At 73.3% G+C, this 20,056-nt stretch carries 24 protein-coding genes; 5 read left to right on the top strand and 19 right to left on the bottom strand.

Going from position 1 to position 20,056, the window contains the following annotated elements:
• Positions 1-64: 64 nt before the first annotated feature.
• The 9 genes from trpA to hisI form a co-directional block, all read right to left on the bottom strand.
• Positions 65-886, bottom strand: coding sequence for a tryptophan synthase subunit alpha (gene trpA / locus GGE06_RS04840; RefSeq protein WP_184930077.1), 822 nt, complete (start codon positions 884-886; stop codon positions 65-67).
• Entirely contained in the window at positions 883-2,130 is a 1,248-nt protein-coding gene (gene trpB / locus GGE06_RS04835; protein WP_116161516.1) for a tryptophan synthase subunit beta, read from the bottom strand. The genes trpA and trpB overlap by 4 nt, the downstream gene beginning before the upstream one ends.
• A 379-nt stretch (positions 2,131-2,509) precedes the next feature.
• On the bottom strand, positions 2,510-2,782 hold the full coding sequence (trpM, locus tag GGE06_RS04830) for a tryptophan biosynthesis modulator TrpM (protein ID WP_116161515.1): 273 nt from the start codon (positions 2,780-2,782) through the stop codon (positions 2,510-2,512).
• A 7-nt stretch (positions 2,783-2,789) separates the two neighbouring features.
• A complete protein-coding gene (gene trpC, locus GGE06_RS04825; RefSeq protein WP_116161514.1) occupies positions 2,790-3,599 on the bottom strand; it encodes an indole-3-glycerol phosphate synthase TrpC in 810 nt (269 codons plus the stop codon).
• A 127-nt stretch (positions 3,600-3,726) separates the two neighbouring features.
• Entirely contained in the window at positions 3,727-4,350 is a 624-nt protein-coding gene (locus tag GGE06_RS43970; RefSeq protein WP_376773497.1) for a DUF2752 domain-containing protein, read from the bottom strand.
• Positions 4,351-4,427: 77 nt separating this feature from the next.
• Positions 4,428-4,682 carry an HGxxPAAW family protein gene (locus GGE06_RS04815; protein WP_184930076.1) on the bottom strand — a complete coding sequence of 85 codons (255 nt, stop codon included), beginning with the start codon at positions 4,680-4,682 and terminating at the stop codon, positions 4,428-4,430.
• Between the two features lie 124 nt (positions 4,683-4,806).
• Positions 4,807-5,457, bottom strand: coding sequence for a TIGR02234 family membrane protein (locus GGE06_RS04810; protein ID WP_116161512.1), 651 nt, complete (start codon positions 5,455-5,457; stop codon positions 4,807-4,809).
• 14 nt (positions 5,458-5,471) lie between these two features.
• Complete coding sequence (locus GGE06_RS04805; RefSeq protein WP_116161511.1) at positions 5,472-6,962, bottom strand: anthranilate synthase component I; 1,491 nt, start codon at positions 6,960-6,962, stop codon at positions 5,472-5,474.
• Positions 6,963-6,973: 11 nt separating this feature from the next.
• Positions 6,974-7,339 carry a phosphoribosyl-AMP cyclohydrolase gene (hisI, locus tag GGE06_RS04800; protein ID WP_116165595.1) on the bottom strand — a complete coding sequence of 122 codons (366 nt, stop codon included), beginning with the start codon at positions 7,337-7,339 and terminating at the stop codon, positions 6,974-6,976.
• 85 nt (positions 7,340-7,424) lie between these two features.
• On the opposite strand from hisI, the gene GGE06_RS04795 reads away from it, so the two are divergent.
• Positions 7,425-8,060 (top strand): TIGR03085 family metal-binding protein, encoded by a 636-nt coding sequence (locus GGE06_RS04795; protein ID WP_184930075.1) that lies wholly within the window; start codon positions 7,425-7,427, stop codon positions 8,058-8,060.
• 10 nt (positions 8,061-8,070) lie between these two features.
• On the opposite strand, the gene GGE06_RS04790 is transcribed toward GGE06_RS04795, so the two are convergent.
• From GGE06_RS04790 to hisD, 10 genes are all read right to left on the bottom strand, one after another.
• Positions 8,071-9,306: an MFS transporter gene (locus tag GGE06_RS04790; RefSeq protein ID WP_116161509.1), complete on the bottom strand. Its 1,236-nt coding sequence runs from the start codon at positions 9,304-9,306 to the stop codon at positions 8,071-8,073.
• Positions 9,303-9,890 carry an ArsR/SmtB family transcription factor gene (locus GGE06_RS04785; protein ID WP_116161508.1) on the bottom strand — a complete coding sequence of 196 codons (588 nt, stop codon included), beginning with the start codon at positions 9,888-9,890 and terminating at the stop codon, positions 9,303-9,305. The genes GGE06_RS04790 and GGE06_RS04785 overlap by 4 nt, the downstream gene beginning before the upstream one ends.
• 118 nt (positions 9,891-10,008) lie before the next feature.
• Positions 10,009-10,764 carry an imidazole glycerol phosphate synthase subunit HisF gene (gene hisF, locus GGE06_RS04780; protein ID WP_116161507.1) on the bottom strand — a complete coding sequence of 252 codons (756 nt, stop codon included), beginning with the start codon at positions 10,762-10,764 and terminating at the stop codon, positions 10,009-10,011.
• Complete coding sequence (locus GGE06_RS04775) at positions 10,761-11,153, bottom strand: RidA family protein (RefSeq protein WP_184930074.1); 393 nt, start codon at positions 11,151-11,153, stop codon at positions 10,761-10,763. The genes hisF and GGE06_RS04775 overlap by 4 nt, the downstream gene beginning before the upstream one ends.
• On the bottom strand, positions 11,150-11,878 hold the full coding sequence (gene priA / locus GGE06_RS04770) for a bifunctional 1-(5-phosphoribosyl)-5-((5-phosphoribosylamino)methylideneamino)imidazole-4-carboxamide isomerase/phosphoribosylanthranilate isomerase PriA (RefSeq protein ID WP_116161505.1): 729 nt from the start codon (positions 11,876-11,878) through the stop codon (positions 11,150-11,152). Before priA ends, GGE06_RS04775 begins: the two co-directional genes overlap by 4 nt.
• Positions 11,875-12,522 carry an imidazole glycerol phosphate synthase subunit HisH gene (gene hisH / locus GGE06_RS04765; RefSeq protein ID WP_116161504.1) on the bottom strand — a complete coding sequence of 216 codons (648 nt, stop codon included), beginning with the start codon at positions 12,520-12,522 and terminating at the stop codon, positions 11,875-11,877. The genes priA and hisH overlap by 4 nt, the downstream gene beginning before the upstream one ends.
• Positions 12,519-12,683 carry a CG2302 family histidine operon protein gene (locus GGE06_RS04760; RefSeq protein WP_184930073.1) on the bottom strand — a complete coding sequence of 55 codons (165 nt, stop codon included), beginning with the start codon at positions 12,681-12,683 and terminating at the stop codon, positions 12,519-12,521. The genes hisH and GGE06_RS04760 overlap by 4 nt, the downstream gene beginning before the upstream one ends.
• 2 nt (positions 12,684-12,685) lie before the next feature.
• Complete coding sequence (gene hisB / locus GGE06_RS04755) at positions 12,686-13,279, bottom strand: imidazoleglycerol-phosphate dehydratase HisB (RefSeq protein ID WP_030492957.1); 594 nt, start codon at positions 13,277-13,279, stop codon at positions 12,686-12,688.
• Positions 13,276-14,388 (bottom strand): histidinol-phosphate transaminase, encoded by a 1,113-nt coding sequence (locus tag GGE06_RS04750; RefSeq protein WP_116161503.1) that lies wholly within the window; start codon positions 14,386-14,388, stop codon positions 13,276-13,278. Before GGE06_RS04750 ends, hisB begins: the two co-directional genes overlap by 4 nt.
• Entirely contained in the window at positions 14,385-15,737 is a 1,353-nt protein-coding gene (gene hisD, locus GGE06_RS04745) for a histidinol dehydrogenase (RefSeq protein WP_116161502.1), read from the bottom strand. The genes GGE06_RS04750 and hisD overlap by 4 nt, the downstream gene beginning before the upstream one ends.
• 215 nt (positions 15,738-15,952) lie before the next feature.
• Between hisD and GGE06_RS04740 the strand changes: the two genes are divergently transcribed.
• From GGE06_RS04740 to ybaK, 4 genes are all read left to right on the top strand, one after another.
• Positions 15,953-17,557 (top strand): oxidoreductase, encoded by a 1,605-nt coding sequence (locus tag GGE06_RS04740; protein ID WP_116161501.1) that lies wholly within the window; start codon positions 15,953-15,955, stop codon positions 17,555-17,557.
• Between the two features lie 106 nt (positions 17,558-17,663).
• Positions 17,664-18,755 (top strand): hypothetical protein, encoded by a 1,092-nt coding sequence (locus tag GGE06_RS04735; protein ID WP_184930072.1) that lies wholly within the window; start codon positions 17,664-17,666, stop codon positions 18,753-18,755.
• 11 nt (positions 18,756-18,766) lie between these two features.
• Positions 18,767-19,504 (top strand): LON peptidase substrate-binding domain-containing protein, encoded by a 738-nt coding sequence (locus tag GGE06_RS04730; RefSeq protein ID WP_184930071.1) that lies wholly within the window; start codon positions 18,767-18,769, stop codon positions 19,502-19,504.
• A gap of 39 nt (positions 19,505-19,543) precedes the next feature.
• Entirely contained in the window at positions 19,544-20,041 is a 498-nt protein-coding gene (gene ybaK / locus GGE06_RS04725) for a Cys-tRNA(Pro) deacylase (protein ID WP_184930070.1), read from the top strand.
• Positions 20,042-20,056: the final 15 nt, after the last annotated feature.

The following is a 20,056-nucleotide window of genomic DNA, read 5'->3' as shown; positions in this document are numbered from 1 at the left end:
GCCCCAGGCAACGAACCGGGGAGGCACATCCGCGCCTCCCCGGTCCCATATCCACCCGAATGGGTTACGAAGCGCGGCGGACGCCCTCGGCGAGTTCGGCCGCCAGTTCCCTTACGGCGGCGAGTCCGGCCGCCTCGTCGCCGTCGGCGTCGAGGAGGCGCTGCACGAAGGCGGAGCCGACGATGACGCCGTCGGCGAAGCCGGCGACCTCCTTCGCCTGCGTGGCGTTGGAGACGCCGAGCCCGACGCACACCGGCAGGTCCGAGGTGGCGCGGGTGCGGCGGACCAGGTCGGCGGCCGACTCGCCGACCGACTCGCGGGTGCCGGTGACGCCCATGAGCGAGGCGGCGTAGACGAAGCCGGAGCCGGCCGCGGTGATGGTGGCGAGGCGCTCGTCCTTGCTGCTGGGCGCGACGACGAAGACGGTCGCGAGACCGTGCTTGTCGGCGTGCTCGCGCCAGACGGCGGACTCCTGGACCGGCAGGTCGGGCAGGATGCAGCCCGCGCCGCCGGCCGCGGCGAGCTCCTCGGTGAAGCGCTCGATGCCGTACCGGTCGATCGGGTTCCAGTACGTCATGACCAGGACCGGCTTGCCGGTGGCCGCGTGGGCCTCCTTCACCGTCCGCATGACGTCGGCGATCTTCACGCCGCCGCGCAGCGCGATGTCGTCGGCGGTCTGGATGACCGGCCCGTCGAGGACCGGGTCGCTGTGCGGGAGCCCGACCTCGACGACGTCGGCGCCGCCGTCGAAGACGGCCTTGATGGCGGCGATGCCGCCGTCGACGGTCGGGAAGCCGGCCGGCAGGTACGCGATCAGCGCGGCCCGGTTGTCGGCCTTGGCCTTGGCGAGGGTGTCGCTCAGCAGCTGGATGTTTCCGGTGGTCACTTGGAGCCCCCCTCGGCGCCGTTGTCGTAGAGCCCGAAGTAGCGGGCGGCGGTGTCCATGTCCTTGTCGCCGCGCCCGGAGAGGTTCACCAGGAGCAGGGCGTCCTTGCCGAGCTCCTTGCCGACCTCCAGGGCCCCGGCGAGGGCGTGCGCCGACTCGATGGCCGGGATGATGCCCTCCGTACGGGAGAGCAGGCGCAGCGCCTGCATGGCGGCGTCGTCGGTGACGGCGCGGTACTCGCCGCGGCCGCTGTCCTTCAGGTACGCGTGCTCGGGGCCGATGCCCGGGTAGTCGAGGCCCGCCGAGATCGAGTACGGCTCGGTGATCTGGCCCTCCTCGTCCTGGAGGACGTAGGAGCGGGACCCGTGGAGGATGCCGGGCTCGCCGGCGGTGAGGGTGGCCGCGTGCTCGCCGGTCTCGACGCCGTGGCCGGCCGGTTCGCAGCCGATCAGGCGCACGTCCGCGTCCGGGACGAAGGCGTGGAAGAGGCCGATGGCGTTGGAGCCGCCGCCGACGCAGGCGATGGCCGCGTCGGGCAGCCGCCCGGCGCGCTCCAGGATCTGGCGGCGGGCCTCGACGCCGATGACCCGGTGGAAGTCGCGGACCATGGCCGGGAAGGGGTGGGGTCCCGCGACCGTGCCGAAGAGGTAGTGCGTCCGGTCCACGTTCGCGACCCAGTCGCGGAAGGCCTCGTTGATGGCGTCCTTGAGGGTGCGGCTGCCGGACTTCACGGCGACGACCTCGGCGCCGAGCATCCGCATCCGGGCCACGTTGAGGGCCTGGCGCTGGGTGTCGACCTCGCCCATGTAGATGGTGCACTCGAGGCCGAACAGGGCGCAGGCGGTGGCCGTGGCCACGCCGTGCTGGCCGGCGCCGGTCTCGGCGATGACGCGGGTCTTGCCCATGCGCTTGGTGAGCAGCGCCTGGCCGAGGACATTGTTGATCTTGTGCGAACCGGTGTGGTTCAGGTCCTCGCGCTTGAGGAAGATCCGGGCGCCGCCGGCGTGCTCGGCGAACCGCGGCACCTCGGTGAGGGCGCTGGGGCGGCCGGTGTAGTTGACCATCAGGTCGTTGAGCTCGCGGGCGAACTCGGGGTCGGCCTTGGCCTTGTCGTACTCGACGGCGACCTCGTCGACGGCGGCGACGAGGGCCTCCGGGATGAACTTGCCGCCGTAGGCGCCGAAGTAGCCCTCCGGGCTGGGGACCTGGCCTTCCAGGTCCGGGATGAAGAACTCGCTGGACATGCGGATGCGCTCCTCGCGGGGCGGTGCCCCGGGATACGTGGGGTTGATGGTCACGTTATGCGCGCGATCCCTGCACGTACGGCAACGTGGCCACCCCCGTGTGGGCAATCGTCCCGCAGGGCGAGGGGGTCCCCCCTGCTCGAGCGAAGCCGAGAGCTCGGGGGAGGGTGGGCACACGGGACGGCGCCCCCAGCGGCGCCTCCGCGTCCCGCGCCTGGACCCGCACCGCCAGTGCGCCGTGCACGGGGTGCGGGTTCAGCTCGGAAGCCTCTGGCGCCGGCAGGGGCGCCGTCCGTTGTGCCCACCCGTTCCGCCCCAGCGGAACGAATGCCCACAACGGGGGGCCGAAGGGCCAGGGCCTGAAGGGCCAGGCGTTGCTCTACGTGAAAGTGCGCGCGAGGCGCGGGCGCCATCGCATGCCGTTGACCTGTCCCGGCTCGGAGCCGATGACGTAGCGGACCCGGCGGCCGTGGACACGGCGGGCGGGCGCGCGGCAGCCACGCGGGCGGCAGCCCCTGGCCAGCGGCGCGTGCTTGGAGACGGGGGCCGCGGCGGTACGGAGCCGGCCGCGACGGCCCGAGGCGTCCGCGGGCACGACCGAGCCGCCCGGGGCGGAGCCCAGGGCGGTCGGCGTGGCGCGGACGGGGGTCATGATCCGGTCAGCTCCGGCCGTGGCGGAGGGCCGGGTGCGCGCCGGCGGCGACGAGGTCGGCGACGGCGGCCTTCGGGTCGCGGCCGGTGACGAGGGACTCGCCGACGAGGACCGCGTCGGCGCCCGCGTTGGCGTAGGCGATGAGGTCGTGCGGGCCGCGGACGCCGGACTCGGCGACCTTGACGATGTGCGCGGGGATCTCGGGGGCGACGCGCTCGAAGGTGGAGCGGTCGACCTTGAGGGTCTTGAGGTTGCGCGCGTTGACGCCGATGATGCGGGCGCCCGCCTCGACGGCGCGCTCGACCTCCTCCTCGTCGTGGACCTCGACCAGCGGGGTGAGACCGATGGACTCGGCACGCTCGATGAGGGAGACCAGCGCCTCCTGCTCCAGGGCGGCGACGATGAGGAGGGCGAGATCCGCCCCGTACGCCCGCGCTTCCCAGAGCTGGTACGCGGTGACGATGAAGTCCTTGCGCAGCACGGGGATGTCGACCCGGGCGCGGACGGCCTCCAGGTCGGCGAGCGAGCCGCCGAAGCGGCGCTGCTCGGTGAGCACGGAGATGACGGCGGCACCGCCGGCCTCGTAGTCCGCGGCGAGTCCCGCCGGGTCGGCGATCGCGGCGAGTGCGCCCTTGGACGGGCTGGAGCGCTTCACTTCGCAGATCACCTTGACGCCGTCCCCGCGCAGTGCGGCGACGCCGTCCTTGGCCTGCGGCGCCTTGGCGGCGCGCTCCTTGAGCTCGTCGAGGGTGACCCGCGCCTGCCGCTCTGCGAGGTCGGCGCGCACGCCGTCGATGATCTCGTCGAGCACACTCACGCGAGGGGCCCCCTTCCGGGACGGTGATGATGAACCAGGTTCAGCCACTTCGATCCTATCCGCAGGACGGCCCCGGATTCGCATCGGCCGGAGGCGCGTCCCATCTGCTGGGACTCCCGAGGGGTGCTCAGGGAGCGAGGGCGGAGCCGAAGGGAAGGTTCCGGACCAGGGTGAAGAGGACGAGGACGGCCCCGATGGCCCACGAGAGCCGCGGGGAGATCGTGAGGCGCATGGGTACGCCTCGGACGGCGCGAATCAGCCATACGGCCATGACGACGGCGAAGATCCCGTAGCCGACGACGGCGAGGGCGTTGTCGCCGAGGGCGGCCGGGAGGTCGCCGTGTGCGACGGCGTGCGCACTGCGGAGCCCGCCGCAGCCGGGGCAGTAGACGCCGGTGAAGCGCAGCAGCGGGCAGACGGGGTAGTGCCCGGGCTCGTTGGGATCGACGGCCCCGACGTACCCGAACGCGGCGACGACCCCGCCGAGGACCGCGACGGGCGTGAGGAGCCGCCGCACGAGCGACCGCGGCGCGGGCGGTACGGGCGCCGGCGCGTACGGCCCGCCCCAGGCGCCGGCCCCCGCAGGCGCCGCGGCCCGCAGGGCCTGGACGTCCGCCGTCCCTGCGGCGGCCGGGGGCGCGGCGGTCTTCGGCCCCGTCGGGTCCGGATCGGTGGGATTCGGGGCGGGGCGTTCACCCGGGCGGGTGAGGGAATCGTCGGTCACGGCTTCGGCCGTCGGCTGCGCGTCCACGCGGTGATTGTCGCCCTTGACGCGCGAGGGCGCAGCCCGGCGTTGCCGGACCGCGCCCTCGGGTGCGTCGTGTCGCGTCAGGCGCGGGCCCGGGCGGTCTCGGTCGCGGCCTCACGGGCGGCGACGACGTCGGCCGAGTCCTTCGGCATGCCGAGGCCGGCGATCTTCATCCCGCCGCCCACGATGCCGCCGAGGATGATGACGCCCACGCCGGCCCAGAAGCCGGGCAGGTTGGCGGCCACCATGAAGACGCCGGCGATGCAGAAGCCGATGAAGGAGATGATGACACCGGTCCAGGCGGCCGGGGTGTGTCCGTGGGCGCTGCCCGCCATGAGTTGCTCCTCGTTGCAGTTGCTCGATGGTGAGGTCTCGCGTGCGCGGACACTCGGCGCTCATTGTCCCGCACGCGGGCGCGCGAGGATGAATCGGGGGTGCCGGGACGATCACGCGTCGCGGTCAGCCGCCCTGTGTGGGGTCCTCGCCGCGGTCCAGGGCCTTCCACAGGTCCTCCGGACGGTCCGGGTCGGTCGTGGGGGCCTTGCGGCCGGCGCGCGGGGCGCCGGAGCGCTCGTAGCGGCCTCCCATCGCCGGCCAGTTCTTGCCGAAGCGGAGGGCGAAGAGGCCGGCGAGCAGGATGAGGACGGCGCCCGCGGCGGTCACGTACGGCCAGACGGTGTGGGTGAGGTGCGCGACGGCCGCGGCGGTGTCGCCGCTGATCCGGGCGGCCTCGGCGTCGAGCGCGGCGCTGTCGGAGGCGCCGAGGAGCGCGGCGAGCGCGGCGCCCGCGCCGCTCAGCGCGAGGAGCGCGGAGACGAGCGTGCGGCCGGTGCGGCGGACGGCGAAGACGGCGAAGAGCGCGGCGAGGCCGACGATCGCGAGGGCGGTGGGCACGCCGGTGACGGTGCCGCCGTCGGCCTCGACGGGGACGGTGCCGCCGCCGACGGACGCGGTGCCCTCCGCCCAGATCTGGCCCGCGGAGAGCAGGACGACGGTGGCGCCGAGGGCGCCGAGGAGGAGGGCCGCGGCCAGGCTGCGGCGGCCGCCGGTGGGGACGGCCGCGCGGGCGGCCCGGGGCTGGGGTACGGGTACGGCACTCACGTACCCCACTATCCCCTACGTCCTCAGTTGTCGTTCATCCGGTTGGCGGTGTGTACGGCGCGGAGGACGGCCGCGGCCTTGTTGCGGCACTCGTTGTCCTCGGCGACCGGGTCGGAGTCGGCGACGACGCCCGCTCCGGCCTGCACGTACGCCGTTCCGTCCCGGAGCAGGGCGGTGCGGATGGCGATGGCGGTGTCCGCGTCTCCGGCGAAATCGAGATAACCGACACATCCGCCGTAGAGGCCGCGCCGGGAGGGTTCGAGCTCCTCGATGATCTGCATGGCGCGGGGCTTGGGCGCGCCGGAGAGCGTGCCGGCGGGGAAGCAGGCGGTGAGGACGTCGAAGGCGGTGCGGCCCTCGGCGACCTCGCCGGTGACGGTGGAGACGATGTGCATGACGTGCGAGTAGCGCTCGATCGACATGAAGTCGACGACCTCGACGGAGCCGGGCGTGCAGACCCGGCCGAGGTCGTTGCGGCCGAGGTCGACGAGCATGAGGTGCTCGGCGCGCTCCTTGGGGTCGGCGAGCAGCTCCTCGGCGAGGTCGTGGTCCTCCTGCGGGGTGGCGCCGCGGTGCCGGGTGCCGGCGATGGGGTGGAGCATCGCGCGCCCGTCCTCGACCTTGACGAGGGCCTCGGGCGAGGAGCCGACGACGTCGAAGCCGTTCTCGAAGCGGAAGAGGTACATGTACGGGGAGGGGTTGGTGGCCCGCAGGACCCGGTACACGTCGAGCGCGGAGGCGGTGCAGGGGGTCTCGAAGCGCTGCGAGGGCACGACCTGGAAGGCCTCGCCGGCGCGGATGCGCTCCTTGATGTCCTCGACGGCGTCCTGGTAGGCCCGGCCGCCCCAGAGGGCGGAGAACTCGGGGAGTTCGGAGGCGGGGAGGGAGGCGGGGGCGGTCGCGACCGGGCGGGCCAGGTCGGCCTCCATGGCGTCGAGGCGGGCGACGGCGTGCGCGTACGCCTCGTCGACGCCGGTCTCCAGGTCGTTGTGGTTGATCGCGTTGGCGATCAGGAGGACCGAGCCGTCCCAGTGGTCGAGGACGGCGAGGTCGCTGGTGAGGAGCATGGTGAGCTCGGGGAGCTTCAGGTCGTCGCGGCCGTGCTCGCCGATCTTCTCCAGGCGGCGGACGATGTCGTAGCCGAGGTAGCCGACCATGCCGCCGGTGAACGGGGGCATCCCGGAAGCGAGGTCGCGCGGGGTGTGGAGGGTCTCGACGGTGGCGCGCAGGGCGGCGAGCGGGTCGCCGTCCGTGGGGACGCCGACGGGCGGGGTGCCGAGCCAGTGCGCCTGTCCGTCCTTCACCGTCAGGGTCGCGTCGCTGCGGACTCCGATGAAGGAGTAGCGGGACCAGCTGCGGCCGTTCTCCGCCGATTCGAGGAGGAAGGTGCCGGGGCGTTCGGCGGCGAGCTTGCGGTAGAGCCCGACCGGGGTGTCGCCGTCCGCGAGGAGCCTGCGGCTGACGGGGATGACGCGGCGGTCGGCCGCCAGCTTGCGGAACGTCTCGAGATCCATGGCACGGGACCTTACTGGGATACGGGGAGCACGTCGGTGTCGAAGCAGGTGCGGGTGCCGGTGTGGCAGGCGGCGCCGACCTGGTCGACCTTGACGAGGAGGGTGTCGGCGTCGCAGTCGAGGGCGACGGACCTGACGTGCTGGACGTGCCCGGAGGTGTCGCCCTTGACCCAGTACTCGTTCCGGCTGCGGGACCAGTAGGTGCAGCGGCCGGTGGTGAGGGTGCGGTGGAGGGCCTCGTCGTCCATCCAGCCGAGCATCAGCACCTCGCCGGTGTCGTACTGCTGGGCGATGGCGGGGACGAGCCCGTCGGCGCTGCGCTTGAGGCGGGCGGCGATGGCGGGGTCGAGGTCGCTGGGGGTCCGGGGCGTGCTCATGGGGCCCATTGTGCCGCGCTCGGGGGTGGTGTCCGGCGTGGCGTCCACTGGGCGGACGTCCCGCATCCGCCGTACGCTGGCGGGCATGTCGACCCATGCGAAACGTGAACGGCTTCTGCTCGCGGATCTGTTGGAGGCGGCGGGACCGGACGCGCCGACGCTCTGCGAGGGCTGGCGGACCCGGGACCTGGCGGCCCATGTGGTGGTGCGGGAGCGGCGTCCGGACGCGGCGGCGGGGAACCTCGTACCGGCGCTGAAGGAGCGGCTCGACCGGGTGCAGCAGGAGTTCGCCGACAAGCCGTACGAGGAGCTGATCCGGCTGATCCGTACGGGTCCGCCGCGGTTCTCGCCGTTCACCATCAAGCAGGTGGACGAGGGGGCGAACGTCGTCGAGTTCTACGTGCACGCGGAGGACGTGCGCCGGGCGCAGCCCGACTGGTCGGCCCGCGAGCTGGACCCGGTCTTCGCGGACGCGCTGTGGTCGCGCCTGGAGCGGATGGCCCGGCTGCTCGGCCGGAAGGCGCCGGTCGGCCTGGTCCTGCGTCGCCCGAACGGCCAGACGGCGGTCGCCCACCGCGGCACCCCGGTGGTGACGGCCTCCGGGGAGCCGGGCGAGCTGGTGATGTACCTGTACGGCCGCCAGGACTCGGCGAAGGTGGCCCTCGACGGCGAGCCGGAGGCGATCGAGCGGCTGCGGGAGACGAAGCAGCTGGGGCTCTGACCCCGTCCCCCTAGCGGGGCAGTTCGGCCCGGCGTACGGCGGTGACGAGGAGCATGTAGACGCCCGCGAGGCCGCAGACGGCCGCGCTCACGGCGTACACCGGGCCGAGGCCCCACAGTTCGATCGCCGCGCCCGTGAGGGGGAAGCTGAGCGGTGCGATGCCGAGCGAGAGCAGGCTGGAGACGGCGCTGACGCGGCCGAGGTAGGCGGGGTCGCACTCGGTCTGGACGAGGGCGTTGCACAGCGCGCCGGAGAGTCCGGCGAGCAGGCCGACGGAGAGGGCGACGGCGACCGCGACGGGCAGGTACGAGGTGACGCCGAGGGCGCCGATGCAGACGGCGCCCACCGTCATGGTCCAGCCGCTGACGGCTCCGGCGCGTGGGACGCGTCCCCAGACGGTCAGGAGCAGCGAGGCGGCGCCGGCGCCCGTGCCGAAGCCGGCGAGGATCCAGCCGATGCCGGAGGCTCCCCAGCCGCGCTGGTCGGCGAGGAGGGCGAGGCCGACGTTGAAGGGGCCGGCGAAGCCGAGGTCGCTGAGGAGCACGACGATCATCAGCGGGCCGAGGACGTGGTGTCCGCGCAGGTAGCGCAGGCCGTCGGCGAGGTCGCGCAGGGCGGTGCCGTCGCGGGCCTCGTCCTCGGCGGGCAGCGACCGGAGGCGGAGGGTGCTCAGCAGGGGGATCGAGAGGGTGAAGAGCACTCCGGCGACGCCGAAGGCGCCGGCCGTGCCGCCGAGGGCGACGGCGAGGCCGCCGAGCGGGCCGCCGAGGACGGCGCCGAGGCGGTACGAGAGGCCGCGCATCCCCTGGACGCGGGCGAGCTGGTCGCGGTCGGCGACGCGGGGCGGCAGGGCGCCGACGGCGGGCAGGAAGAGGGCGTCGACGACGCCGAAGACGAGGGCGACCGCGGCGAGGATCCACAGGCCCGGCGAGGCGAGGAACAGGGTCGCGGCCAGGCCGAGGACGACCAGGGCGCGGACGGTGTCGGAGGCGATGACGACCCGGCGCGGGCCGAGGCGGTCGGCGATGACTCCCCCGCCGAGCATGAGCAGCGCGCGGGGCACGGCGGAGACGGCCATGACGAGTCCGGCCTGGGCGGGGGTGCCGCTGCTGACGGCGGTCCAGGAGAGGGCCAGGTGGTAGACGCTGTCGCCGAGCGTGGAGGCGGTGTAGGCGCCGAGCCAGCGCAGGACCTGGGGGCTGCGATGGGCGGGGACGGCCGTCGGCGCGACGACGGTGGCCGTCACGAGTGGTAGGGGAACGCGTGGAGGTGGACGGCGACGTTCTCGCGGCCCTCGGTGTCGCCGGCCTCTTCGGCGGCGCGGGCCCGCTGGTCGTACTTCTGGAGGACGGCTTCGAGCTCCCCGCCGAGGGCGGTGAGTTCGGCGGCGGTGAGCCGGGGCAGCCATTCGGAGCTGACGGAGGCGGCGCGCCACTCGCTGGACCAGGTGAGCCGCTCGTCGAGGAAGCGGCTGTGCAGTTCGGCGCGCTGCTGGTTGATCGTGCGGCCGAGGGTGGCGCTCGCGGCGAGCAGCTCGGGGGCGTCACGGAGGTCCTCCTCCTGGACGCTGAACCCGTACGAGCTCGGCTGCCACCACCGCTCCCGCCCGTCCGACGACTGCGTCTCCGCCTCCTCGATGAGGCCGTGCTCGGCGAGCTTGCGCAGGTGGTAGCTGACGAGGGAGACGGCCTCGTCGACCTGCTCGGCGAGCTGGGACGCGGTGGCGGTGCGGGCCACGAAGAGGGCGCGGTAGAGGCGCATGCGCAGCGGGTGCGAGATGGCTTTGAGGGTGCCGAGATCGGTGATCCGGCGGTTCTCCGACGAGGTCATGACACCGACCCTAGACGCGAAAGAAAACTTGCGCAATGAAAATTGCGCAACTGATCCTGCGCATCCGGGCACGAAGAAGGGCCCCCGAAGGGGCCCTTCTCCCCAGCGGAACGACGACTCAGCGGACCGGGTGACCGGCTTCCCGCAGCGTGTCCTTGACCTGCGAGATCCGCAGATCGCCGAAGTGGAAGACGGAGGCCGCGAGCACCGCGTCCGCGCCCGCCGCCACGGCCGGCGGGAAGTCGGCGAGCTTGCCGGCGCCGCCGGAGGCGATCACCGGGACCGTCACGTGCTTGCGCACGGCCGCGATCATCTCGGTGTCGTAGCCGTCCTTCGTGCCGTCGGCGTCCATCGAGTTGAGCAGGATCTCCCCCGCGCCGAGCTCGGCGGCCCGGTGCGCCCACTCGACGGCGTCGATGCCGGTGCCCTTGCGGCCGCCGTGCGTCGTCACCTCGAAGGAGCCGGTGGAGGTGCGGCGGGCGTCGACCGACAGGACGAGGACCTGGCGGCCGAAGCGCTCCGCGATCTCCCGGATCAGCTCGGGGCGCTCGATCGCGGCGGTGTTGACGCCCACCTTGTCGGCGCCGGCCCGCAGCAGCTTGTCGACGTCCTCGGCCGAGCGGACGCCGCCGCCGACCGTGAGCGGGATGAAGACCTGCTCGGCGGTGCGGCGCACCACGTCGTAGGTGGTCTCCCGGTTGCCGGAGGAGGCGGTGATGTCGAGGAAGGTCAGCTCGTCGGCGCCCTCGGCGTCGTACAGCTTGGCCATCTCGACGGGGTCGCCCGCGTCGCGCAGGTTCTGGAAGTTGACGCCCTTGACGACCCGGCCGTTGTCCACGTCCAGGCAGGGGATCACGCGTACGGCGAGGCTCATGCCGCATCACTCCTGTAGGCCTCGACCTCGACCTCGACCACCAGGCGGGGGTCGACGAAGCCGGAGACGATGATCATCGAAGCGGCGGGGCGGACGGCGTCGAACAGCTCCTTGTGGGCGCGGCCGACCTCCTCCACGTCCCGGGCGTGGGTGATGTACATCCGGGTCCGGACGACGTCCTCGGGGCCGAGGTTCAGCTGCTTCAGGGCGTCGAAGGCCACGTTGAAGGAGTTGATGGCCTGCTCGTACGGGCCGCCGTCGGCGATCGCGCCGCCGATCACGGACGTACAGCCGGCGACCAGGACGGTCCCGTTGGGCAGCTCGACCGCGCGGGAGTAGCCGAACTGCTCCTCCCAGGGAGCGCCGGTCACGACCTTGCGCACGCTCATGCCGACGCCACCGCCGCGAGCGCCTCTTCGAGGGTGAAGGCCTTGGCGTACAGCGCCTTGCCGACGATCGCGCCCTCGACGCCCAGCGGGACCAGGCCGGACAGGGCCCGCAGGTCGTCCAGGGAGGACACGCCGCCGGAGGCGACGACGGGCCTGTCGGTGGCCGCGCAGACGTTCTTCAGGAGCTCCAGGTTGGGGCCCTGGAGGGTGCCGTCCTTGGCGATGTCGGTGACGACGTAACGGGAGCAGCCCTCGGAGTCGAGGCGGGCCAGCGTCTCGTACAGGTCGCCGCCGTCGCGGGTCCAGCCGCGGCCGCGCAGGGTCGTGCCGCGGACGTCGAGGCCGACGGCGATCTTGTCGCCGAACTCGGCGATGACCTTGGCGACCCACTCGGGGGTCTCCAGGGCGGCGGTGCCGAGGTTGACGCGGGTGCAGCCGGTGGCGAGGGCGGCGGCGAGCGAGGCGTCGTCGCGGATGCCGCCGGAGAGCTCGACCTTGATGTCCATGGCCTCGGTGACCTCGCGGACCAGGTCGCGGTTGTCGCCGGTGCCGAAGGCGGCGTCCAGGTCGACCAGGTGGAGCCACTCGGCCCCGGCGCGCTGCCAGGCCAGGGCGGCCTCCAGCGGGGAGCCGTAGGAGGTCTCGCTGCCGGACTCGCCGTGGACGAGCCGGACGGCCTGGCCGTCGCGGACGTCGACGGCGGGGAGGAGTTCGAGAGTGCTCACAGGGTTCCGATCCAGTTGGTGAGGAGCTGGGCTCCGGCGTCGCCGGACTTCTCGGGGTGGAACTGGGTGGCCCACAGGGCGCCGTTCTCCACGGCGGCGACGAAGGGCTCGCCGTGGGTGGCCCAGGTGACCTTGGGGGCGCGGATGTTGGGGTTGCCGACCTCCAGGGTCCACTCGCGCACCGCGTAGGAGTGCACGAAGTAGTACCGGGCGTCGGCGTCGAGCCCCGCGAACAGCTGTGTGTCGGCGGGCGCGTCGACCGTGTTCCAGCCCATGTGGGGGACGACGGGGGCGTTCAGCGGCTCGACCCTGCCGGGCCACTCGTCGAGGCCCTCGGTCTCCACGCCGTGCTCGATGCCCTCGGCGAAGAGGATCTGCATGCCGACGCAGATGCCCATGACCGGGCGTCCGCCGGAGAGCCGGCGGCCGACGATCCAGTCGCCGCGGGCCTCCCTGAGGCCCTTCATGCAGGCGGAGAAGGCGCCGACGCCGGGGACGAGCAGCCCGTCGGCGTTCATGGCCGTGTCGTAGTCGCGGGTGATCTCGACGTCCGCGCCGACCCGGGCGAGCGCGCGCTCGGCGGAGCGCACGTTGCCGAAGCCGTAGTCGAAGACGACGACCTTCTTCGGGGAGCTCGTGCTCATGACCACACGTCCAGACGCAGCACGCCGGCGGAGAGACACATCGCGGCGCCGATGGAGAGCAGCACGATGAGGCCCTTGGGCATCTGCTGCTTGACGAAGGAGTAGATGCCGCCGAGCAGGAAGAGCCCGACGAGGATCAGGATGGTGGAGAGGCCGTTCACGACTAGAGCGCGCCCTTCGTGGAGGGGAGGATTCCGGCGGCGCGCGGGTCGCGCTCGGAGGCGTAGCGCAGAGCGCGGGCCAGGGCCTTGAACTGGCACTCCACGATGTGGTGGGCGTTGCGGCCGTACGGCACGTGGACGTGCAGCGCGATCTGCGCCTGGGCGACGAAGGACTCCAGGATGTGCCGGGTCATCGTCGTGTCGTACGAGCCGATCATCGGCGCCATGTTCTCGGGCTCGGTGTGCACGAGGTACGGGCGGCCGGAGAGGTCGACGGTGACCTGGGCGAGCGACTCGTCCAGCGGGACGGTGCAGTTGCCGAAGCGGTAGATGCCGACCTTGTCGCCGAGGGCCTGCTTGAAGGCGGCGCCGAGGGCGAGGGCGGTGTCCTCGATGGTGTGGTGCGAGTCGATGTGCAGGTCGCCGTCGGTCTTGACGGTCAGGTCGAAGAGGCCGTGCCGGCCGAGCTGGTCGAGCATGTGGTCGTAGAAGCCGACCCCGGTCGACACGTCGACCTTTCCGGTGCCGTCGAGGTCGATCTCGACGACGACCGAGGTCTCCTTGGTGGTGCGCTCAACGCGGCCTACGCGGCTCATCGTTCCTGCTCCTTCATCAGTTCACGGACCGCGTCGAGGAACGCGTCGTTCTCTTCGGGGGTGCCGGCGGTGACCCGCAGCCATCCCGGTACGCCGTTGTCCCGGACCAGGACGCCCCGGTCGAGGATCTTCTGCCAGGCCTCGTGCGGGTCGGGGAACCTCCCGAACTGCACGAAGTTGGCGTCGGACTCGGTGACCTCGCAGCCCAGGGCGCGCAGCTCGGTGACGAGCCGGTCGCGCTCGGCCTTGAGCTGCTCGACGTACCCGAGGAGGGTGTCGGTGTGCTCAAGGGCGGCGAGGGCGGTGGCCTGGGTGACGGCCGAGAGGTGGTACGGCAGCCGGACCAGCTGCACGGCGTCGACCACGGCCGGGTGGGCGGCGAGGTAGCCGAGGCGGAGCCCGGCGGCGCCGAAGGCCTTGGACATCGTCCGGGAGATCACCAGGTGCGGGCGGCCCTCCAGGAGCGGCAGCAGCGAGTCGCGGTGGCTGAACTCCACGTACGCCTCGTCCACGACCACCATCGAGGGCTTGGCCGCCTGGGCCGCCTCGTACAGGGCGAGGACGGTGCTCGCCTCGACCGCGGTGCCGGTGGGGTTGTTGGGCGAGACGACGAAGACGACGTCCGGCGCGTTCTCCGCGATGGCCTGGACGGCCGCCTCGACGTCGATCGAGAAGTCCTCGTTGCGCGGTCCGGAGATCCAGCCGGTGCCGGTGCCGCGGGCGATCAGCGCGTGCATCGAGTACGAGGGCTCGAAGCCGATCGCGGTGCGGCCGGGGCCGCCGAAGGTCTGCAACAGCTGCTGGAGGACCTCGTTGGAGCCGTTGGCCGCCCAGACGTTCTCGACGCCGACGCGGTGCCCGCCGGTGCGGGTGAGGTAGGCGGCGAGCTCGGTGCGGAGCTCGATCGCGTCCCGGTCGGGGTAGCGGTTGAGGCCGCGGGCGGCCTCGGCGACCCGCTCCGCGATCCGGGCCACCAGGGGCTCGGGCAGCGGGTAGGGGTTCTCGTTGGTGTTCAGCTGGACGGGGACGTCGAGCTGGGGCGCGCCGTAGGGGGACTTGCCGCGCAGCTCGTCCCGGACGGGCAGGTCGTCGATCTTGATCTTGCTCACTTGCTCTGTGGCACCTTCCAACCGAAACGGGCCTTGATCGCCGCGCCGTGGGCCGGGAGGTCCTCGGCCTCGGCGAGGGTCACCACGTGGTGGGCCACGTCGGCGAGGGCGTCGCGCGTGTAGTCCACGATGTGCACGCCGCGCAGGAAGGACTGCACGGAGAGGCCCGAGGAGTGGCAGGCGCAGCCGCCGGTGGGCAGGACGTGGTTGGAGCCGGCGCAGTAGTCGCCGAGCGAGACCGGCGCCCAGGGGCCGACGAAGATCGCGCCGGCGTTGCGGACGCGGTCGGCGACGGCGGCGGCGTCGGCGGTCTGGATCTCCAGGTGCTCGGCGCCGTACGCGTCGACGACCTTGAGGCCGTCGGCGAGGTCGCGGACGAGGACGATCGCGGACTGGCGGCCGGCCAGGGCCGGGACGATCCGGTCGTCGACGTGCTTGGAGGCGGCGACCTGGGTCTTCAGCTCGGCCTCGGTGGCGGCGGCCAACTCGTCCGAGTCGGTGACGAGGACGGAGGCGGCCATCGGGTCGTGCTCGGCCTGGCTGATGAGGTCGGCGGCGACGTGCACGGGGTCGGCGGTGGAGTCCGCGAGGATCGCGATCTCCGTCGGGCCGGCCTCGGCGTCGATGCCGATGCGGCCCTTGAGGAGGCGCTTGGCGGCGGCCACGTAGATGTTGCCGGGGCCGGTGACCAGGTTGACGGGGGCGCAGCCGGGCTCGTCGGCGGTGTCTGCGTTGTCGGCCGTTCCGTACGCGAACATGGCGATGGCCTGGGCGCCGCCGGCGGCGTAGACCTCGTCGACGCCGAGGAGGGCGCAGGCGGCCAGGATCGTCGGGTGCGGCAGACCGCCGAACTCCTTCTGCGGGGGCGAGGCGACGGCCAGGCCCTCGACACCGGCCTCCTGGGCCGGGACGACGTTCATCACGACGGAGGACGGGTAGACGGCGCGGCCGCCCGGCACGTACAGGCCGACGCGCTCGACCGGGATCCACTTCTCGGTGACGGTGCCGCCGGGGACGACCTGGGTGGTGTGGGTGGTGCGGCGCTGGTCGCGGTGGACCATGCGGGCGCGCCGGATGGACTCCTCCAGTGCGGCGCGGACGGCCGGGTCGAGCTCGTCGAGGGCGCGGGCGATCGCCTCGGCGGGGACGCGGAGGCTCGGGACGCGGACGCCGTCGAATTTCTCCCCGTAGTCGATCACCGCCGCTGCGCCATGATGCCGGACGTCCTCGCAGATCGGCCGCACCTTCTCCAGGGCGGCTTCCACGTCGAACTCGGCACGGGGCAGCAGGTCGCGCAGGGCGGAACCCTCGGGCAGGGTCTCACCGCGCAGATCGATTCGAGAGATCACGGGTCAATTCTCGCAGACGGCCTACAACGCCGGTCGTCCGTATCAACAGCTGATACATGCCAATCGGTGACTGATACGCGTCACAGTGGCGTCTTGTCGCCACGGCTGACCGTTAGCGTTCAGCCCGTCACTCAGCGGGAAAGAACGGCTGTACGAATCCACGAATCCCGGAAAGCGGAATCGTGGGAGCGGACGTGGAAAGCGAGGGGGCGGCAGTGACCGAGCCGCACGAGGACGGGATGCCGGACGGTCTCACGGGCCCGGAGCGGGCCGTGTGGCGGGCGTTCCGGATCGGCAGGACCTGCGATCTGACGGAGGGGATCGCGGAGCGGGACGACCCCTTCGGGGCGAGGGAATGGGGGGAGGAGCGGAGCGTCCGCGCCGACGTGGTGGCGCTGCTGCTGCTCGACGGGCCGCCGGCCCGGTCGGGGCGGGTGGCCGCGCTGAAGCTGCGCGGGGTCAGGATCACCGGCGTGCTGAACCTGGCGGGCGGGACGATAGGGCCGTACGTGGAGCTGCACAGCTGCCGGTTCGACGGCGAGGTCGTGCTGCCCGAGGCCCGGTTCGGCACCCTGCGGATGGTGGAGTGCGCGCTGCCGCGCCTGGAGGCGGCCCGGCTGCACACGGAGGGGGACCTGCACCTGCCGCGCTGCCGGGTGCGGCGGGGCATCCGGCTGACGGACGCCCAGATCGGCACGGACCTGCTGATCAACCAGATCCAGGTGTGGCCGGACCGGAGGGGGCGGGCGATCACGGCCGACGGGATGGTGGTCGCCCAGGACCTCCAGGCCGAGCTGATCGAGACGCACGGGGAGCTGAGCCTGCGCGGGGCGAAGGTCGGGGTCTCGCTCAGCCTGCGGGGCAGTGTGCTGCGCGGGGCGCAGGGCCGCCGCGCGCTGAACGCGCCGCAGCTGACGGTGGAGCGCTCGCTCTATCTGAACGCCGCCTGGGTGTACGAGGGCCGGGAGACCCGGGGCGGCTCCACGGCCACCCCGCCGTACGGTGTCACGCCCGCCCAGGGCACCCGGCGCAAGCCCGTGGAGTGCCACGGCGGGGTGCGGCTCGACGACGGCCGGTTCGGGGACGCGGTCGACCTGCACAGCGCCCGTTTCCTGCTGAACGGCGCCCGGCGGGACGAGCTGTCGCTGCGCCGGATCGTGACCCCGGAGCTGCGGTTCAACGGCGAGCGCCCGGAGGAGGGGCGCGTCGTGCTGAACGGCGCGAAGGTCGTCACCCTGATCGACCTGTCGACCAGCTGGCCGGGGCCCGGCGGGCTCGCGATGGGCGGCTTCGCCTACGAGAACCTCGTGCCGTACGGCCACTTCCCGCTGGCCCGGCGCCTGGAGTGGGTGGCGGCGGCGACCCCGGAGTACGCCCCCGAGCCGTACGAGCGCCTGGCGACGGTCCTGCGGAACAGCGGCGAGGACGCGGACGCCCGCGAAGTGCTGCTCGCCAAGCAGCGGCGCAGACGGGAGACCCTGCCGATCGCGGGGAAGCTGTGGGGCTACGTCCAGGACTGGACCGTGGCGTACGGCTACCGGCCGGGCCGGGCCGCGCTGTGGATGGCCGTGCTGTGGGCGGCGGGCACGGTGGTCTTCTCCCACTACCGCCCGATACCGATGAAGGCGGACGAGGGGCCCGAGTGGAACGGCACGCTGTACGCGCTCGACCTGCTGCTGCCCGTGATCACCCTCGGCCAGGACGGCTACTGGCGCCTGGAGGGCATCTGGCAGTGGGTGGCGGCGGTGCTGATCCTCCTCGGCTGGATCCTGGCGACGACGGTCGCGGCGGGCGCGACCCGGCTGCTGCGCAGGGGGTGAGGACGGCGGCCCCGGGTGCGGCGGAGTGAAAGCGGTGTCACCGCGAGGTGAGGGTGCTGTCGCGGCCTCGTGACGCGGCTGCCGGGGAGGGCTGCGGCGGGGGACAATGCACAGCACCATGTCCATGCTCCGCGCCCTGCTCGGCGCCGTCCGCTCGGTCCGGCACGCACCACGGCTCGCCGCGGCGCTCGTGCCGGACGACGACGTGCTGCTCGACGCCCCGGACGAGCGGCTCGCCCCCGCCCTGGTCGCCGCCGCGCTCGGCGACCCGGAGCCCGCGGCGAAGCTGCTCGCCACCACCCGGGACGCCGGCGAGTGGGAGGACCGCGACCGGTACGTCACCCGGCTCGCCACCTTCGCGCACGGCAGGGGCGACTGGCTCACCGGGTGGCTCTCCGCGACGCCCGGCGATCCCGACGCCCTCCTCGTCATGGCGCAGCTCGCCGTCCGCCGGGCCTGGGAGTCGCCGGCGCGGGCCGAGCGGCTGCGCGAGCTCGCCCCGCTGGTGCGGGAGGTCGCCGGGGAGGCCCCGCACGACCCGGTGCCGTGGCGTCTCGCCCTGGACCACGCGCGCGGGGCGCACGCCGGGCACGCGGTCTTCGAGTCGCTGTGGGAGCAGGCCGTGCGCCGCTCCCCGCACCACTACGGCTGCCATGTCGCCGCGCTGAAGTACCTCTCCGCGCAGTGGTACGGCTCGCACCGTGCCGCCTTCGACTTCGCCGAGCAGGCCGCCGAGGACTCGGCGGCGGACTCGCTCGTCCGGGCGCTGCCGGTCCGCGCGGCCTACGACGGGCTCCGGGTGCCGCCGGGTCCCGACGGGTCCGTGCCCGCCGACCGGGTCGACCGGGCGGTGGCCGACGCCCTGGCCCTGTCGGCGGCGTTCCCCCCGGGCGACCCGTGGCCGGCCGAGGTCCGCAACCTGCTCGCGTACGTGCTGGTGGAGCGGGGGCGCTGGGAGGAGGCGTGGGAGGAGTTCGGGCGGACCGGCGCGTTCGCGACCTCGTTCCCCTGGGGTGCCGCGCGGGACGCCGTGTCGGAGGATCCTCCCCCGGGCCCTCGGCTTCGCCCGGGCAGGGGGGACCCCCTCCTCCGGTTCCTGGCCGCGCGGGACCGGGTGCGGGGCGAACTGGCCCGCCGGACGCCGCTGCGGGACACCGGTCGTGGACGGGCCGGACGGGACGGGCCCGGCGGCCATTAGGCTAAGCGGCTGTGACCACCGCTCGCCTGCCTCTCTTCCCGCTCAACGCGGTGCTGTTCCCCGGCCTCGTGCTGCCGCTGAACGTCTTCGAGGAGCGTTATCGCGCCATGATGCGCGAGCTGCTCGCCCTCGACGACGCGGAGCCGCGCCGCTTCGCCGTCGTCGCGATCCGCGACGGCCGTGAGGTCGCGCCGACGGCTCCGGGCATGCCGGACCAGACGGCGCTGCCGGAGAAGGGCCCGGCGGCGGGCTTCGGCTCCGATCCCATCCAGTCCTTCCACCGCGTCGGCTGCATCGCCGACGCGGCGTCGATCCGGGAGCGCGCCGACGGCAGCTTCGAGGTGATGGCCACCGGTACGACCCGGGTGAAGCTGCTGTCCGTCGACGCGTCCGGGCCGTTCCTGACGGCCGAGGTCGAGGAGATCCCCGAGGAGCAGGGCGAGGAGGCGGGCACGCTCGCCGAGGGCGTGCTGCGGGCGTTCCGCAGCTACCAGAAGCGCCTCGCGGGGGCCCGTGAGCGTTCGCTGACGACCAGCGAGCTGCCGGACGAGCCCTCCGTCGTGTCGTACCTGGTCGCGGCGGCGGCGGTGCTCGACACCCCGTCGAAGCAGCGGCTGCTGCAGGCGCCGGACACGGCGACCCGGCTGCGCGAGGAGCTGACGCTGCTGCGCGCGGAGACCGCGGTGCTGCGGCATCTTCCGTCGCTGCCGGTGGTGGACCTGACGCAGGCCCCGACGTACCCGAACTGACCCCGGCCCCGCCGGGCCGACCGAGCCGAGGAAGAGCCCGTGGCGAAGAAGCAGAAGAAGAACAACGGCGGCACGCCGGCGACGGTGGCCCTGACGGCGGCCGGCACGCCGTTCACGCTGCACGCGTACGAGCACGACCCGGCCTCCCCCTCGTACGGCGAGGAGGCGGCGGAGGCGCTGGGCGTCTCCCCCGACCGGGTCTTCAAGACGCTGGTCGCGGACGTCGACGGCGAGCTGACGGTCGCGGTGGTCCCGGTGGCGGGCCAGCTGGACCTGAAGGCGCTGGCCTCGGCGGTCGGCGGGAAGCGGGCCGCGATGGCCGACCCGGCGGCGGCGGAGCGCACCACGGGGTACGTCCGGGGCGGGATCTCCCCGCTGGGCCAGCGCAAGCGGCTCCGTACCGTGCTCGACTCCTCGGCCTCGGACCACGCGACCGTGTGCATCTCGGCGGGCCGCCGGGGCCTGGAGGTGGAGCTCTCCCCCGCGGACCTGGCGGCGCTCACCTCGGCGGTCGTGGCCCCCATCGGCCGCGCCTGACACCGGGCGCGGCCT

Source organism: Streptomyces nymphaeiformis (assembly GCF_014203895.1).
Lineage (GTDB): Bacteria > Actinomycetota > Actinomycetes > Streptomycetales > Streptomycetaceae > Streptomyces > Streptomyces nymphaeiformis.
This window is presented reverse-complemented; position numbering and strand designations above follow the sequence as displayed.